Origin of the sequence: Pontibacter sp. FD36 (genome assembly GCF_015686655.1) — a bacterium.
Classification (GTDB): domain Bacteria; phylum Bacteroidota; class Bacteroidia; order Cytophagales; family Hymenobacteraceae; genus Pontibacter.
The window spans coordinates 169,515-185,063 of the sequence record NZ_JADPMP010000010.1; the positions used below are offsets into that span (position 1 = coordinate 169,515).

Sequence of the window (15,549 nt, forward strand, 5' to 3'; positions counted from 1 at the left end):
AACCCCGATGGTCCTGCCGCTACTACCCAATCCGGAAACGACAAGGTATAAACTCAGATACCGGTATATGCAAGGTATAGCTATACCTGCACAACCATAAAAAAGGCTCCCGCTTAGGTATAGCGGGAGCCTTTTTTGTAGATATAGTTTCTATTTTAGAAGTCTAGTCCAAACAGCATACCTGCCACAGTAGCGGTCATCATACAGGCCAGGGAGGCACCCAGCAAGGCGATGAAGCCAAGTTTGGAAAGCTGCCCCTGCTGATTGGGAGCCATGCTGCCAATACCACCGATCTGGATGGCGATGGAACTGAAGTTAGAGAAGCCAGCCAGGGCATAAGTTGCCATCACCAGGGCTTTCGGGCCCAATGTGCCCGCTTCTTTCATATTGGCCAAATCGAGGTAGGCCACAAACTCATTGATGGCGGTTTTCTGCCCGAGCAAGCTGCCCACCTGTAGGGTGTCGGCCCATGGCACACCCATGATGAAAGCGAACACCCGGAAGATCTGGCCCAGAATATATTGCAGGGAGAAACCATTGAACTGACCGTTTGTGCTGGCAACTACCATTTCATTCAGTCCGGTCCAAACACCTATCATGTCTGTCAGGATGTAGTTCACCAAAGCGATAACGGCAATGAAAGCAAGCAACATACCACCCACGTTAGCGGCTAGTCTCAGACCGTCCCCAGCTCCTCTTGAGAGGGCGTCGATCAGGTTCACACCCAGCTGCTCTTCGTTTACTTCGAGCTTGTTCGTGATTTCTTCGTGTTCTGTTTCAGGCACTAGGATCTTAGCCAGTACGATGCCTGCCGGGGCGTTCATGATAGAGGCCGTGAGGAGGTGTGCCGCAAAAATAGCTTTCTGCGCCGGATCAGTTCCGCCGAGGAAAGAAACATAAGCCGCCAATACACCACCAGCCAGCGTCGCCATACCGCCTGTCATCAGGCACATCAGTTCGGAGCGCGTCATGCGGGCGATAAACGGACGTACAAGCAATGGTGCCTCTGTCTGTCCTAAAAAGATGTTGCCAGCGGCAGAAAGGCTCTCAGGACCTGACAGGCGCATCACCTTCGACATCACCCAGGCGATGCCGTACACGATCTTCTGGAGCACACCGAGGTAGTATAGGCCAGCTGATACCGTAGAAAAGAAAATGATGGTGGGGAGAACCGAGAAGGCGAAAATAAAGCCCAGTCCGCTATTCTTGGATGGGTCTGCCAGATTACCGAAAAGAAACTGCGCGCCCGCTTGCGAGAAATCCAGAAAGGTTACGAAGCCTTCACTCACGTAGGCAAAGCCTTTTGCCACGACGGGTACCTGGGTAACCAATACGCCAAACAGAATCTGAAGGCAAACGCCGTAGCCGACGAGTCTCCAATCTATATTTTTACGGCTTTTAGAGAACGCAAAGGCAATGGCAATAATGGCTAGGAGGCCAAGAAGCCCTCTGAAAATATCGAACATGCTGTGGGACAAAATTTGGCCAAAAGTAAGCCGAATATCTGTTAAAACAAAAAGTCCTGCACCATATAGGCACAGGACTTTTAAAGTATAGCGTATGTTATGCTAGTTTCGCTTGTTCAACTCGTCACGGATCTTAGCGGCACGCTCGTAGTCCTCTTTTTCGAGGGCCTCATTGAGCATCTTGTTCAAGTCATCAACCGACGTCTGGTTGAGCGGCTCCTTGGCACTCGGAGTCGATGAAGAACTGCTCTTTACAGTCATTTCTTCGTTTTCGTCCTCCTCCTCTTCCAGATCGCTCAAAATAATGCCAGCTTCTGACAGCACACTTTCCACCGTGTAGATAGGCACCCCGAACCGCAAACCGATCGCAATGGCGTCGGACGGACGCGCATCCAGTTCAAACTCCTTCTCGCCATCAGTGCACATGATCTTGGAATAGAACACGCCCTCCTTCAGGTCTGAGATCAGGATCTCGGTGATGTTCACGCTCATCTGCTCAGCAAAGGTCTTGAACAGATCGTGCGTGAGCGGACGGTTTGGGTTGATTTTTTCTATCTGTATAGCGATGGACTGCGCCTCAAACATACCGATGATGATCGGCAGCCTTCGGTTTCCATCACGCTCTCCCAGCACCAGTGCAAACGATCCCGTCTGTGACTGGCTGGAGGAGAGCCCGAGTATCTCTAGCTGTATTTTTTTCACAATTAAGCTCTTCTTGTTCTATTTGTCTAAAGCTTTTGCAGCTTCTATTAATTTAGGAAGTACCTCGAGCGCATCGCCAACTATGCCATAATCAGCGGCTTTGAAGAACGGCGCTTCCGGATCCTTATTAATAACGACAATCACTTTAGAAGAGTTAACCCCCGCCAGGTGCTGAATGGCACCAGAGATGCCCGCAGCGATGTACAGGTTAGGGCTCACTGTGATGCCCGTCTGGCCAACGTGCTCATGGTGAGGGCGCCAGCCAATGTCAGAAACAGGCTTGGAGCAAGCGGTTGCCGCACCCAGTTCTTTAGCGAGTTCTTCGATCAGGTGCCAGTTCTCTGGTCCTTTCATACCACGACCACCAGACACGACGATCTCAGCTTCCGGCAGCAACACGCCACCACCTGTGTCCTGCATCACCGTCTCTTTTGGAGCAGCAGCGAAATCAGACTCCGCCAGGTCAGCTGAAAGCTTCTCTACTGTAGCAGTTGAGCCTCCGTTGCTGATAATGTCGGTGCTGTTTTTCTTTACAGCGATGATCTTCACATCAGATGTCAGGTTTACGTCCGCAAACGCCTTGCCTGAGAACACACCGCGTGTCACCGTGAAGTTGCCACCGTCAATCTTCGGAAGTTCAGTTACGTTGGTAGCCAGTGAGCCGTTCAGTCGAACAGCCAGCTTAGAGCCTACCGCGGCACCGATGTTAGAGTTGGAGAACACCAGTACTTTGGCACTTTCCTGCTGGGCCGCTGTCGCGATCACTTTTACGTAAGCGTCAGCTACAAACTGCTTCAGGCGGTCATCGGCGTCGTACAACACCTTGCTGATGCCCTGCTCGCCCAGTTTGGCCAGCGCTTCTTCGTGCACCTCGCCGATGGCTACCGCTGTAGCGGTTGTGCCCATGGCCTGTGCTACCTGGCTGCCGTAGGATGCTGCCTCCAGTGAGGACTTCTTGATCTCTCCGTTCAGACCTTCTACAAATACTAATACAGACATATTACAGTACTTTAGCTTCGTTTCTCAATAGTTTAATCAATTCGCCGGCATTCTCCGGTTCAATCAGCTTCACGCCGCTCTTTTTCTCGGGCTTGCTGTAGTTCACGTACTCCGACTTGGCTTCGCCACCCGTAGCTTCCACTACTTTAAGTGGCTTGGTGCGGGCCGTCATGATACCGCGCATGTTCGGGATGCGAGGCTCGCACATCGGCTGCTGGGCGCTGGCTACGAAAGGCAGTTTTACCTCCACCACTTCTTTGCCACCCTCGATCTCACGCTCCAGACGGGCCGTGCTATCGTCTACCATATCCAGTTTAAAGGCTGGCGTTACAGATGGGATGCCCATCATCTCGCCTACCATGTTGTGCACCTGGAAGCCGTTGTAGTCGATGGACTCCTTGCCCATCAGGATCATATCATAACCTCCCTCTTTGGCCACGGCAGTAATCTGCTGCGCCACGAAGAAAGCGTCTTTCGGGTGTGCGTTCACGCGGATGGCATCGTCGGCGCCAATGGCCAGTGCCTTGCGAATATTCGGCTCAGCGTCGGCTTCGCCCACGTTCAGCACGGTTACGCTGCCGCCTTTGGCCTCTTTCAGCTCAATGGCGCGGGTCAGGGCGTACTCATCCCAAGGGTTGATCACGTACTGCACCCCGTTCTTGTCGAACTCTTTGTTATCTCCAGTAAAGTTGATCTTGGATGTGGTATCCGGAACGTTACTGATGCAAACTAATATTTTCATGATTAGAAATGTTAGCTTATTTAAAATTAGATTTGTGCGAAGTTAGTTAAAATATAGCCAAATAGAAATGTCTCAAAATAGATTAGAACAGCTCTTCAAATTCTACGAAGAAGACCCGAACGATCCATTCACGATCTATGCAATAGCGACAGAGTTACGTGGATCCGAACCGCAAAAAGCGATGGAGTTTTACGAGAAACTGCTGTCTGAGCACGAGCGCTACGTAGGCACTTACTACCATGCGGCCAGCTTATACGCTGAGCTTGGACAACCTGAAAAAGCCGAGCAAACCTACAAAAAAGGAATGCTGATCAGCCGTCAGGAAGGTAACATGCACGCATTTGCCGAGTTGCAACAGGCGTATAACAAGTTTGCGGGCCTTGACTACGAAGACGAGTAGCACCTTTTGCGCTACAGATCAAAAATAGTATGCATGCAGCATATCTGCAAGTATAAAACAGGCTTTTATGCCGAAATGTTTTCTAATGGCTTCTGTAGCGTACTAGATATAGCGCCTGAAGGTTTACGATAGCAAAAAGAAAAGCCACCGCCTTTGCAGGTTTGGTGGCTTTTCCTGTTTATACATTGGATGGCTACGATAAACTAACCACCAGATCGTCGGTGTTCACCAAAGAGCCTTCCGGCAAATGCAGGTCGGCAATCCTGGTGGCTTCTGAAGCTGTGATGGTCGTTTCCATCTTCATAGCCTCGATCACAAACAGCGGTGTGTTTTTCTTCACCTCCTGGTCTTTCTCCACCAGAATCTTTGAAAGCAGCCCCTGCAGCGGTGCCCCGATGTGCTTCGGATTGCCTTTGTCGACTTTCTGGTGCTGTACCCGCTCCACTTTCACGGACTTGTCACGCACTTCGATGTTTCGCGTCTGGCCGTTGAGCTTGAAGAACACCGTGCGCATACCGTCCTCGTCCACATGGCCCAGCGACTGGTATTTGATCACGATGGACTTGCCGCGGGCAATGTCGATGATGGCCTCCTCGCCTTGTTGCATGCCGTAGAAGAACAGGCGCGTCGGGATCTTGGATACGTTGCCGTACTGTTCGAAGTGTTTGTGATAGGCCTCGTATACCTTTGGGTAGAGCTGATAAGAAAGGAAGTCGGTATACTTGGTGTGCTCTCCAAACTTCTCCTGAAACTCCCTGAACTCCTGATCCAGATTGATCGGCGCAAGGTGCTCGTTCGGACGCCCGTCGTATGGCTGCTCGTCTTTCAGGACAATAGACTGCAATTTTTTCGGGAAGCCGCCCACCGGCTGGCCCAGATCACCGCGAAACAGCGATTGCACTGATTCCGGGAAGGAAATCTGCTCGCCACGCTCCAGTACATCCACTGTCGTCAGGCCGTTTGACACCAGGTATAGCGCCATGTCTCCTACTACTTTGGAACTTGGCGTTACCTTCACCAGATCCCCAAACAACTGGTTCACTTCCGCATAGGTCTCTTTGATAAGTTCCCACTTATCACCCAAGCCCAGCGCATTGGCTTGCGGACGCAGGTTAGAATACTGTCCGCCCGGAATTTCGTGGTGGTATACCTCGGCCGTTCCTGCTTTCAAGCCAGACTCAAAAGGATAATAGTACTCCCGCACCGTTTCCCAGTAGTTGGAGTGGCGGTTGAGGCTCTTCTGATCGAACTCGCGGTGCCGCTCCTGAAAACGCATGGCCTCCACCATTGAGTTAAAGTTAGGCTGTGACGTAAGGCCAGACATAGAACCCAAAGCCACGTCCACCACATCCACACCTGCCTCTATGGCTTTGAGGTAAGTAGCTGACTGTATACCTGACGTGTCGTGCGTATGCAAGTGGATTGGCAGTTTCACGGTGTCACGCAGCGCCTCTACCAGCACCTGGGCGGCGTATGGCTTGAGCAAACCAGCCATGTCTTTGATGGCCAGAATGTGTGCCCCCGCTTCTTCGAGTTGTCTGCCCAGTTGCAGGTAGTACTCTAAATTATACTTGGTTTTCTTCGGATTGAGAATATCGCCGGTATAGCAAAGCGTACCCTCCGCCAGACCGCCCGTGCGCTTTCGCACGAAGTCGATGCAGGGCTCCATGCTCTTCATCCAGTTGAGCGAGTCGAAAATGCGGAAAATATCCACGCCCGTCTCCCACGACTTCTCCACGAACGACTCGATCAGGTTATCCGGATAGGCCTTGTACCCTACCCCGTTCGAACCGCGGATGAGCATCTGCAGCAGGATGTTCGGTACAGCCTCCCGGATCTCAGCGAGTCTGCGCCAAGGGTCTTCGTGCAGGAAGCGCAGACACACGTCGAAAGTCGCTCCGCCCCATACCTCCATCGAGAAGGTTTGCGGGTGGTCCTTGGCGTAGGCCTCGGCTATTTTAAGCATGTCGAAGGAGCGCATGCGGGTCGCCAGCAAGGACTGGTGCGCATCGCGGAACGTGGTATCGGTATAGTGGATCTGCTTGTCGTTGCGCAGCCACTTAGAAAACTCCTCCGGGCCCAGTTCTGTCAGCAGGTCTTTTGTACCGCGCTCGTAAGGTTTGTTCAGGTTGAAGCCCGTGAAATCCGGTTTGGAAAGCACTTTGTCCGGATCTGGCTTTTTCACGTCCGGGTGACCGTTCACAATCACATCAGCCAGGAAACTGAGGAGTTTGGTGGCGCGGTCCTTGCTCTTGCGGAACACAAAGAGCTCTGAGTGATTCTTCACAAAATCCACGGTCGCATCACCGGAGATGAAGGTTGGGTGATTGATGATGTTCTGCAGGAATTGGATGTTCTGCTTCACGCCACGGATACGGAACTCGTCCAGCGTGCGCGACATCTTCATAGCGGCGTGGCGCAAAGTCGGTGCCTGTGCAGATACTTTCACCAGAAGCGAGTCAAAGAACGGACTGATCTTGGCACCCTGGTAAACGCTGCCCTGGTCCAGACGAATGCCGAAACCACCCGCACTGCGGTAAGCGATGATGGTGCCATAGTCTGGTTTGAAGTCGTTCTCTGGGTCTTCGGTTGTTATGCGGCATTGTATAGCCACGCCGTTTGCGCGCACGGTGTGCTGCGGACCGAGCAATACTTCCTCGTGATCCAGGGTATAGCCGTCGGCAATGAAGATCTGCGTTTTGATCAGGTCGATGCCTGTGATCATTTCTGTCACGGTGTGCTCCACCTGTATGCGGGGATTCACTTCGATGAAGTAGATATTATTGTTGTGCGGCTCTACGAGAAACTCCACCGTGCCCACGTTGTTGTAGTTCACGGCTTTGCAGATGCGGATGGCGTAGTCGTAGAGTTGGTGGCGGGTTTCTTCGCTCAGGCTGATGGCTGGGGCTACTTCTACCACTTTCTGGAAGCGGCGCTGCACCGAGCAGTCGCGCTCGAACAGATGGGTGATGTTGCCAAAGTTATCAGCCACGATCTGTACCTCTATGTGCTTCGGATTCTCCACGTACTTCTCCAGGAAGAGCGTATCGTCGCCAAAGGCTTTCAGGGCTTCGTTCTTCGCTTCAAAAAAGCCTTTTTCCAGCTGCTCGTCGTCCCGGATCACACGCATACCGCGACCGCCGCCGCCGGCAGCAGCCTTGAGCATGAGCGGATAACCGATGCGATGCGCCTCTTCCAAAGCGGTGTCATAAGTGTTCAGATCCAGGTCGTTGCTCTGGATGATGGGCACCTCACAGCTTACTGCTACTTTTTTGGCCGACACCTTGTCGCCCAGTGCCCCCATTACCTCCGGCCTTGGACCAATGAAGATGATGCCGTTTTCGGCGCACTTGCGTGAGAAATGCTGGTTTTCGGAAAGGAATCCGTAGCCCGGGTGAATGGCGTCTACTCCGTTCTCTTTGGCGATGGCGATGATGCCGTCGATGTCGAGGTAAGGCTGCAGCGGCTGGTTGTCTTTGCCGATCTGGTAAGCCTCGTCAGCTTTGTAGCGGTGCAGGGAGTAGCGGTCTTCATAGGTATAAATGGCCACCGTCTGGATATTAAGCTCCGTACAGGCTCTGAGCACACGGATGGCAATTTCGCCGCGGTTAGCGACAAGTACTTTTTTGATTTTCATATAAGGTGAGATGTAAGGTATAGCTGCACTATATTTTTATGGATAAAGGGCGAAAAGGGAAACACCGATGCGCCACAGGTATAAGCAACACTATAATAATCAGGTATAGACGAATGGCAGACGGGAAATGAAGCGACCTGCCGTTTTGAAAACATCCCTTAATACAGGCTTTTTCAGGATAAGGTTATATTGCAAATTCGAAGGATAAACAGCGTTATTTATACCTTCTTGACTACAGCCTCTGCAACATATTACAAAACACTAATATACCTACAGTTAGGCAGATAGCAAAAAATAGCGCCACCGTTAAACAGTGACGCTACCAAATAAACAACAACCTAAACTTTAATCTGATTAGAAAACCTTTGGCTATACCTGTCTGGCCTTAGTACTTTTTGTGGCCCGGCTCGTAGATCAGTCGGAGAAAGGTGCTCATGCGCTCCCGCTCTTTTGTAACAGGTATACCTGTCACAATACCAATCATCAGGCCCTCGTTGATTACCAATCGCATCTGCGGACGCAGCACCATGTCCATGTGTCCGCCCTGCATTTCCTTATTTACCTCAAGGCCTACAAAGTTGCGGCTGTTCGGTATCATGTAGTGTGCACTGGTGTTGATCTCGTAACTGGTTTCAAGCCCGCTGTGGCCGAAGTGGTTGAACACCCGCGGACCGGTATAGATCAGCGAGTGAAAATTGCTGCCCCACTTTTTGGCCGCCACTACAAAGGGATTAAATAGAAATCCCTGAAACATGTCATCCCGGCGGATGCGATCGAGTTCCGTCAGTTCGAACTCAGTGATGGTACCCAAGGCCATGGACGTATTAGACCGCTCGTTCACCAGGAAGGTATACTGCGCCGCCAGCTTCAGCGACTCGATGCGGTCAGAGGGACGGTTCACCTCCGGGCGACGGTCTTTGCTGTTGGTTGTGTAAACCGACACCGGTACTTCAATCTCCAGTCCCAGCCTGTCGATTGGCGCCCATTCGTACTCTACCAGAAAGTTGTAGCGGTCGTAGCCCAGGTTGTCGGTCATGCCGGCACCGATGTTCCACTCCTTCTCCCCCTTGTGCGCACCCAAGTCGCGGATCAGGTCGATGTACAGGGGTTCTGCATGGTGCAGTTTCAGTGGTTTCTGGGGTTGATAATGGGTAGTGTCTGCTGTCGTGACCTCCTGTGCAGATGCTGTAAAAGAGAGCGTGGCAATAAGAGTTGAAAGAAGTAAAGTCCGTTTCATAAAAGGTTTAAACCAAAATAAGGACGAAAGTATGGTGGCTCTATTAAAGGCATGTTAAAAATATATTAGAAACAGATTAAAGCAGCTAATCTGAGGTAAAGGGACAGGCTGATTTTGACAGGTATGTGTATCTTTGCCACGCAATGTCGCGAAAACTGCTCCTTCTCTGGCTTTCATGTATGCTTCTGCTCCAACCCATGCAGGGCATGGCCGCTATACCTGACAGCACCAACGCAGCGCCAGACAAAGGACGTCTGCTGCTACTCGGCAGTGGCTTTACGGTTGGTTACACGGCCATGCTGGTTTCACTGAACAAGGCCTGGTATAGCGATCAGGAACGCACAAGTTTCCACTTCTTCAACGATAACCGCCAATGGAAGCAGATGGACAAAGCCGGTCATTTCTGGGGTGCCTTTCACCAGAGCCGTGCAGGTATAGACCTGCTGCGCTGGGCGGGCGTTCCTGACAAAAAAGCAATCTGGTACGGTGGCCTGACAGGTATAATTCTACAAACGCCTATCGAGATATTCGACGGCTTTCAGTCTGACTATGGCGCCTCAGTGGGCGATGCGATTGCCAACACGGTGGGTTCGGCTGCGGTGGTAGCTCAGGAGCTAGCTTGGCGGGAGGTGCGCATCATGCCAAAGTTTTCTTTCCAGACCACCCGGTACGCCGAAGAGCGACCAAATGTACTGGGCAGCACCCTGCCGGAGCAAGTGCTCAAAGACTACAACGGGCAGACCTACTGGCTTTCCGTCAATGTAGGCAGCTTTCTGAAAGAAGAAAGCAGGTACCCCAAGTGGCTGAGCATAGCGGTTGGCTATGGTGCACAAGGTATGGTATACAATGATCCGGAGCTGAACAAGGTACGCGGTTTCAATGCCCGCCGCCAGTTCTACCTCAGCCCTGACCTCAACCTGATGCATTTCAAAGGCCGCAGCAAAGTGCTCAACACTACGCTATACATGCTCAGCATCATCAAAATTCCGGCTCCCGCCTTGGAGTACAACCGCACAGACGGGCTGCGCTTCCATCCGGTATACTTCTAAATCGGCACGATTATTCCACCGCACAAATCGTATCTTTGTGTAAAGTCAATTTGTACTTGTATAATAAGGTATAGCAAACAACGCTATACCTCGGCACAGGCTTTATGCTTGTAACTTATGAACAACCACTAACGATAACGAGCAACGAAAATATGAACGTAGGAGATCGCGTGCGCCTGATGTCAGGACGAGAAGAAGGCATCATCACCCGCATACTGGATAATAACATTGTAGAGGTCGCCATCGACAACGACTTCACTATACCTGTGTCACGTCGTGAGATTGTGTTGATTGCGCCGGAAGAAGCCAAGGCTTTCCGCAATACCGAGCCTGAGCCCTACGCAAAGCCAGCTGTCCGCAAGGAACCGCCGGCCCCCGTGTTGGCCGAAAAAGGCATTTACCTGGCCATGGTGCACCAGTCAGATGAGCTGTTGGCTGCCACAGTGGTAAACAACACAGACTACGATGTGCTCTTTACAAGTGGCGAAGAGCGCAATAATCAATACCGCGGTTTGCAGAACGACAAGTTGGCCCCGAAGGCCAGCCGCGTAGTGAGCCACTACCACATGAAGGACTTCGAAAAGTGGCCGACACTGATCGTGCAGTTTTTGCAGCATCGCAATGGCAGTCCGAGCTTGTTTGAGCCAGTTACGAAGAAGGTGCAGTTCCGTGCCAACTCTTTCTACAAGAGCAAAAAGACCGCTCCGGTACTCAATAAAGAGGCCTATCTCTTCCAGCTTGACAGCAAACCTGTTGCCGTAGACACCGACAAGATAATAGAGCAACTCTCAGAGAAGCCAGCTGCACAGGAAAACGTGAAGGTGCAGGCACCCGAGCACGAAGTAGATCTGCACATTGACAAGCTGGTGGAAGACCACAACGGCATGAGCAACAGCGCCATGCTGAGGCTACAACTGGATCGTTTTCAGGATGCACTGGACCGCGCCATGGCCGCCAACATGCACGAGATTGTGTTTATTCACGGCTCAGGCAACGGCGTGCTCCGCAAGGAAATTCAAAAGATCCTGAGTCGCACCCCGGGCATCCGCTTCTTCGAAGACGCCAAAAAAGAAAAGTTCGGGTATGGCGCAACGTTAGTAAGACTTAGGTGATTGCTAAATTGTTGACGGTTAAATTGTTGGTATTTTTCAACACGCATTTTGCTTCCCTCGATTTAAGTTCAGAAAGATTGCTCTGCCACAAAATGAATCATCGTGATTGGAACCATAAGCCCATTTCAACAATTTAACAATTTACCATCAACAATTAATCATACCTTTGCAGGTATAGAAAGCTTAACAGCAAGCCGTCTTATCGCTGCTCCCGCAAGGGAGGAGAGGAAAGTCCGGGCAACATAGAGCATCCTACTTCCTAACGGGAAGGGGCCTTCCGAGAGACGGGAAGGCTACAGCCAGTGCCACAGAAAATTACCGCCTCGGCTTCGGCCGCGGTAAGGGTGAAAAGGTGCGGTAAGAGCGCACCAGCGGCTGGGTGACCAGTCCGGCTGGGTAAACCTTAGGAGTTGAAAGACCAAATAGGCTGACAGCGTCTCGCTTCGGCGGGGCTAAGGGCTGCTCGTCCGATGTCAGTGGGTAGGTCGATGGAGCCTGTGCGCGAGTGCAGGCCTAGATAAATGATAAGACGTTGGGCTTCGGCCTGATGACAGAACCCGGCTTATAGGCTTGCTGTTAAACTTTTCTTTCCTTTCTTAGATCATTTCTTCTTTTTTCTAGCGTAGAGTAGGTTGCAGGTATAGCAAGTTTGATGTTTCATAGCTTGCCTTAGCCAGGCGGGCAGCTTTTGCCCTGGCCGGGCGGGCCTTACTTTTTGTCTTGACACAAAAAGTAAGCAAAAAAATCAAGACTCCCCAAACTCGCTGAACGCTCGAACAGTGGGTAGTCATTTGGGGGCACTTGGCACCTGAGTCTGTTTCATAGTTTCAGTGCGAGTTAGTCTTGCTATACCTGCCAGTGTTACGTCACAGATGCTACAAGGCTTATACCTGTGATAAGGCAGTAGCAGAGATTCCCCTCTTGGGAGATAGGGCTGCTCTGTCCGTAATTATCCCCTTGAGGGGATTATAGGGGTGTAAATTCGGTGCTAAATTGCCAGTAGCGGACTTATTCACGAACCATCCGCAGCCTCAACACCCCTCTGAGAGCTTCGCTCGAAAGTTACGACACGCGTCTCACTTGTCCTCAAGGGGAGAACTTGCTGGAACTTAATGGCCTTACCCCTTTGAAGGGTGCAGCCGGACGACAATCGTGCACGAAAATCCTGTAAATCCATAAATCCTGTAAATCCTGATTCAGACAAGCTCTTCTTCGTATCTTTGCACCCTCAAATGACGCGATTATGACTGAGTTGAAATTATACGACCCGTTCCCGAACATGCAGTTCAGCGAGAAGCACTGCTTTTTGTGCGGGGCACATACCGAACCTGAAAACCGAACCCCAGTATTTGCTACCTGGCTGCAGGACAGGTATAACCTGCGCGATAAAGAGCTACTCATGCTCGACAAGAGCGTCAGCACCTACGGTGAACTCACCATCCCCTGCTGCGACCACTGCCATACCCATCATGTTATTCCGCTTGAGGAAGAAATAGCCAAAGCCACAGAAACAGGTTTGGACGGACTGCAGGCGCTGGAGCCGAAAAAGCTGTTCCAGTGGATTGGTAAGATGTATTATGGTACGCTGATCACGGAGCTGATCAAGGAGGCGGATCCGCTGATCATGCCGCAAAACCCGGTGAGTGAGAACCCAAAAATGCTGGGCAAATTCCGCGAATTCTTCAAGGTGCTGCAATCTATGCGGGTGCCGATGGAGTTTTCCGATTTTCTACCCTGCTCCCTGTTTATACTGGAGGTGAGCCCTACGGAAGATGAGCTGCCTTTTGAATACCAAGACGAGCTGACGACCATGGCCTTTAGCATCAAGCTGGGACCTGTCGTGCTTGTGTGCACGCTCCTCGACAATGGCATCATTGGCAGAGCCCTTGGCAAACTTTACCGCCTGACCCAGGGCCAACAGCTGCATCCGGTACAGGTAGCTGAGTTTAAAGCGCGTGTATTCTATGCGGCCTATATCTTTAATGTAGTGCCCGAGTACTTTGAGCGACCACTTAAGCCGGAGGATACGCATATTATCCTTGACACCATAATAGATGATGTGACGAACGAGATTTTCAACCCCTGGGAGTTGACTGCTTATGCCCATATGTTAGAGGAAATGCTCAAACCCTGGGACATCCGCGAAAGTGAGATACTCGCTGAACCTGGCAAACCACTAAGTTTTCTGTTGGATGAGCAGCAAAACCTCAAACCAATGGAGCATTTTCAGAAATAAGCTGAATCCGTTTCGTTTTATACCTGCTCCAAACAAAAAAGAGCTCCCCGGCCTGTGCTGGGGAGCTCTTTTTTGTTTGTGACCTATTAAAGTCTACTGCTCTATCACAAAACTCACGTTAACATTAGAAGTCACCGTCACTTCCCCTCCTGCTATGGACGGACCGCCACTTTGTGCCATTTCCATATCCATCGACATTTTCGCATAGCCTATCCGCGGAGAGCCGTTAGAAGAATGTTCGTTGATGGAATATACCTTACCCACTTTTGCACCTAGTTCAGCTGTCAGGGCATTGGCTTTTTGTTTGGCGTCGGCCACCGCTTTCTTGCGGGCTTCAGCACGGTGCTTCTCAATGTCTGAAACTCTGAAATAGATGTTATCGATGCGATTCACCCCATTGTCGTACAAACCTGAAAGCAGTTCGTCAAACCTGTTGATTTTTCTGATAACAATGGTCATGGTTTTCTGCGCCATGTAAAATTCAGGCTGTGCTTTCCCAAATTCGTTACCTGAATAGATAGGCTGCAGGTTCACAAAAGAAGTCTGGATATCTTTGGCATCCACGCCCTGCTTGCGCAGGTAGGCAATAATAGCGGCGGCTTGCTTATCAGTTTGCTTCCGGGCCTGATCCAGGGTCTTCTCACGTGTTTCCACTCCTAGGCTTATCACGACTTCATTTGGTTCAAGTTTCACCTCCCCTATTCCGTTCACACTGATAAGCGGAGGCATGATCTGTTGCTGGGCCATTGCCGGAAACATAGCTGCCAGCAAAAACACAAGGGCGATAAAAGATACTTTTTTCATAGTATTGAATAAAAAAGGTTAGAAACACTCTGGTAAATATAGCTACTTGCTATATAGAACCAATTACAAAGGCCGTACCAGAAATGAATTTGCACAAAAAAACCCTTCACGATTTAAGCGAAGGGTTTCTATTAGCATGAGTTGCTTACTAAGCCTCTAAATCAAAATCCTGGTCAGCTACATATTTGGCTACCAGCACAGCGCCCAGTGTCACAGCACCAGCCGTCAGGATAAGCTGTGTGGTGCTCATGCGGCGGGCACCCTGCAGCACCAGTTTTCCAACATCGTGCAATAGCTCAGGCAGTTTATCGTGTTTGCCCTGGAACACATGCATAGCTGACTCCACTGTTTTGGACATATCATGTGGCTGTAGAAGTTTGAGAGCACTTTGTTCCTTCTTGCCCTGGCTTTGTCCGCCATTGCCGGCATTCTGGTTGCTCTTGTTATCGTTTTCCATAGTTATACTCGGTTTCGTTTAGGTATTAAGTTCAAGTGATTTTCTTATACGGCATTATGCGCGACAGGATATGACCTACCCCTCTGCACGACCACCGTACTTGGTGATCATCTCGCTCATGCGCTGCATCAGACTGTCGGCGCTGATCATCATACTGGCCGGAAATCCTACTGACAGGTCACTGATCTCAAGCGACTTTGCCTCAGGATTATAGTTGAAATTGGCATTGACACCCTTCTCTTTTATGCGTCCGCTGTTGCCCTGTAAGTTCATGCCATAGGTCTGAAGTTTGCTTTTCAGTTCATTGTAAGCCTCAGGCGTTACGCCGGTATATAGTGCTCTTTTTGACATAGTGTTTATCTCTTTTATGGATGAAAGTATAACGGCACAAGATAAGACGAAGTTTACAAAAGTTACCGCTCGTTATCTGCAGGAATCACCTGCCAGGGCATCAAAAGTGGGAACGATGTAGAACTTCCACTTTTTCGAAAAATAATTTTGCATACTAAAAATCAGCTTGTATATTTGCACCCGCAATACAGTAGAACGGTCCGTTCGTCTAGGGGTTAGGACTCCAGATTTTCATTCTGGCAACAGGGGTTCGATTCCCCTACGGACTACTGAAAAGCCGGTTCAGGTATATCTGAACCGGCTTTTTTTATGCTCTTTGCTTACTCTTCAGAATTTGTCATTGCATAAAAAGTAACG

Annotated in this window: 13 protein-coding genes, 1 tRNA gene and 1 other RNA gene; 6 read left to right on the forward strand and 9 right to left on the reverse strand. The window is 50.5% G+C overall.

Annotated features, from left to right (window positions below; all coding sequences use genetic code 11):
• Positions 1 to 155: 155 nt before the first annotated feature.
• The 4 genes from I0P70_RS15435 to I0P70_RS15450 all read right to left on the reverse strand — a co-directional run bounded on the left by I0P70_RS15435 (position 156) and on the right by I0P70_RS15450 (position 3,909).
• Positions 156 to 1,466, reverse strand: coding sequence for a NupC/NupG family nucleoside CNT transporter (locus I0P70_RS15435; RefSeq protein ID WP_196119717.1), 1,311 nt, complete (start codon positions 1,464 to 1,466; stop codon positions 156 to 158).
• A 102-nt stretch (positions 1,467 to 1,568) separates the two neighbouring features.
• A complete protein-coding gene (locus I0P70_RS15440; protein WP_196119719.1) occupies positions 1,569 to 2,168 on the reverse strand; it encodes a bifunctional nuclease family protein in 600 nt (199 codons plus the stop codon).
• A gap of 18 nt (positions 2,169 to 2,186) precedes the next feature.
• Entirely contained in the window at positions 2,187 to 3,167 is a 981-nt protein-coding gene (locus tag I0P70_RS15445; protein ID WP_196119721.1) for an electron transfer flavoprotein subunit alpha/FixB family protein, read from the reverse strand.
• A gap of 1 nt (position 3,168) precedes the next feature.
• The gene (locus tag I0P70_RS15450; protein ID WP_196119723.1) at positions 3,169 to 3,909 is read right to left on the reverse strand and encodes an electron transfer flavoprotein subunit beta/FixA family protein; all 741 of its coding nucleotides are present in this window, start codon (positions 3,907 to 3,909) and stop codon (positions 3,169 to 3,171) included.
• Positions 3,910 to 3,976: 67 nt separating this feature from the next.
• On the opposite strand from I0P70_RS15450, the gene I0P70_RS15455 reads away from it, so the two are divergent.
• Positions 3,977 to 4,309, forward strand: coding sequence for a tetratricopeptide repeat protein (locus I0P70_RS15455; RefSeq protein WP_196119725.1), 333 nt, complete (start codon positions 3,977 to 3,979; stop codon positions 4,307 to 4,309).
• Positions 4,310 to 4,502: 193 nt separating this feature from the next.
• Here the strand turns inward: I0P70_RS15455 and I0P70_RS15460 are convergent, their stop codons facing one another.
• Both I0P70_RS15460 and I0P70_RS15465 read right to left on the reverse strand, forming a co-directional pair.
• Complete coding sequence (locus I0P70_RS15460; protein ID WP_196119727.1) at positions 4,503 to 7,946, reverse strand: pyruvate carboxylase; 3,444 nt, start codon at positions 7,944 to 7,946, stop codon at positions 4,503 to 4,505.
• A gap of 385 nt (positions 7,947 to 8,331) precedes the next feature.
• Positions 8,332 to 9,183, reverse strand: a complete 852-nt coding sequence (locus I0P70_RS15465; protein WP_196119729.1) for an HAEPLYID family protein — start codon at positions 9,181 to 9,183, stop codon at positions 8,332 to 8,334.
• Positions 9,184 to 9,362: 179 nt separating this feature from the next.
• On the opposite strand from I0P70_RS15465, the gene I0P70_RS15470 reads away from it, so the two are divergent.
• From I0P70_RS15470 to I0P70_RS15485, 4 genes are all read left to right on the forward strand, one after another.
• A complete protein-coding gene (locus tag I0P70_RS15470; RefSeq protein WP_230392230.1) occupies positions 9,363 to 10,232 on the forward strand; it encodes a DUF2279 domain-containing protein in 870 nt (289 codons plus the stop codon).
• A 152-nt stretch (positions 10,233 to 10,384) separates the two neighbouring features.
• Positions 10,385 to 11,344 carry a DUF2027 domain-containing protein gene (locus I0P70_RS15475; protein ID WP_196119731.1) on the forward strand — a complete coding sequence of 320 codons (960 nt, stop codon included), beginning with the start codon at positions 10,385 to 10,387 and terminating at the stop codon, positions 11,342 to 11,344.
• 186 nt (positions 11,345 to 11,530) lie between these two features.
• Positions 11,531 to 11,925: RNase P RNA component class A (rnpB, locus tag I0P70_RS15480), an RNA gene on the forward strand.
• A gap of 662 nt (positions 11,926 to 12,587) precedes the next feature.
• Positions 12,588 to 13,580 carry a hypothetical protein gene (locus I0P70_RS15485; protein ID WP_230392231.1) on the forward strand — a complete coding sequence of 331 codons (993 nt, stop codon included), beginning with the start codon at positions 12,588 to 12,590 and terminating at the stop codon, positions 13,578 to 13,580.
• Positions 13,581 to 13,673: 93 nt separating this feature from the next.
• Here the strand turns inward: I0P70_RS15485 and I0P70_RS15490 are convergent, their stop codons facing one another.
• The 3 genes from I0P70_RS15490 to I0P70_RS15500 all read right to left on the reverse strand — a co-directional run bounded on the left by I0P70_RS15490 (position 13,674) and on the right by I0P70_RS15500 (position 15,192).
• A complete protein-coding gene (locus tag I0P70_RS15490) occupies positions 13,674 to 14,384 on the reverse strand; it encodes an SIMPL domain-containing protein (protein WP_196119733.1) in 711 nt (236 codons plus the stop codon).
• A gap of 148 nt (positions 14,385 to 14,532) precedes the next feature.
• Positions 14,533 to 14,841, reverse strand: a complete 309-nt coding sequence (locus I0P70_RS15495) for a hypothetical protein (protein WP_007654587.1) — start codon at positions 14,839 to 14,841, stop codon at positions 14,533 to 14,535.
• Positions 14,842 to 14,916: 75 nt separating this feature from the next.
• Positions 14,917 to 15,192, reverse strand: coding sequence for a hypothetical protein (locus I0P70_RS15500; RefSeq protein ID WP_196119736.1), 276 nt, complete (start codon positions 15,190 to 15,192; stop codon positions 14,917 to 14,919).
• A gap of 197 nt (positions 15,193 to 15,389) precedes the next feature.
• Between I0P70_RS15500 and I0P70_RS15505 the strand changes: the two genes are divergently transcribed.
• Positions 15,390 to 15,461: transfer RNA gene (locus I0P70_RS15505), tRNA-Glu, on the forward strand.
• Positions 15,462 to 15,549 lie beyond the last annotated feature (88 nt).

What these genes read in the sequence shown, in the direction of transcription:
- I0P70_RS15490 (WP_196119733.1), bottom strand. Translation starts at nt 14,384, where the DNA reads ATGAAAAAAGTATCTTTTATCGCCCTTGTGTTTTTGCTGGCAGCTATG.
- I0P70_RS15465 (WP_196119729.1), bottom strand. Translation starts at nt 9,183, where the DNA reads ATGAAACGGACTTTACTTCTTTCAACTCTTATTGCCACGCTCTCTTTT.
- I0P70_RS15445 (WP_196119721.1), bottom strand. Translation starts at nt 3,167, where the DNA reads ATGTCTGTATTAGTATTTGTAGAAGGTCTGAACGGAGAGATCAAGAAG.
- I0P70_RS15495 (WP_007654587.1), bottom strand. Translation starts at nt 14,841, where the DNA reads ATGGAAAACGATAACAAGAGCAACCAGAATGCCGGCAATGGCGGACAA.
- I0P70_RS15485 (WP_230392231.1), top strand. Translation starts at nt 12,588, where the DNA reads ATGACTGAGTTGAAATTATACGACCCGTTCCCGAACATGCAGTTCAGC.
- I0P70_RS15450 (WP_196119723.1), bottom strand. Translation starts at nt 3,909, where the DNA reads ATGAAAATATTAGTTTGCATCAGTAACGTTCCGGATACCACATCCAAG.
- I0P70_RS15435 (WP_196119717.1), bottom strand. Translation starts at nt 1,466, where the DNA reads ATGTTCGATATTTTCAGAGGGCTTCTTGGCCTCCTAGCCATTATTGCC.
- I0P70_RS15455 (WP_196119725.1), top strand. Translation starts at nt 3,977, where the DNA reads ATGTCTCAAAATAGATTAGAACAGCTCTTCAAATTCTACGAAGAAGAC.
- I0P70_RS15470 (WP_230392230.1), top strand. Translation starts at nt 9,363, where the DNA reads ATGCTTCTGCTCCAACCCATGCAGGGCATGGCCGCTATACCTGACAGC.
- I0P70_RS15460 (WP_196119727.1), bottom strand. Translation starts at nt 7,946, where the DNA reads ATGAAAATCAAAAAAGTACTTGTCGCTAACCGCGGCGAAATTGCCATC.
- I0P70_RS15475 (WP_196119731.1), top strand. Translation starts at nt 10,385, where the DNA reads ATGAACGTAGGAGATCGCGTGCGCCTGATGTCAGGACGAGAAGAAGGC.
- I0P70_RS15500 (WP_196119736.1), bottom strand. Translation starts at nt 15,192, where the DNA reads ATGTCAAAAAGAGCACTATATACCGGCGTAACGCCTGAGGCTTACAAT.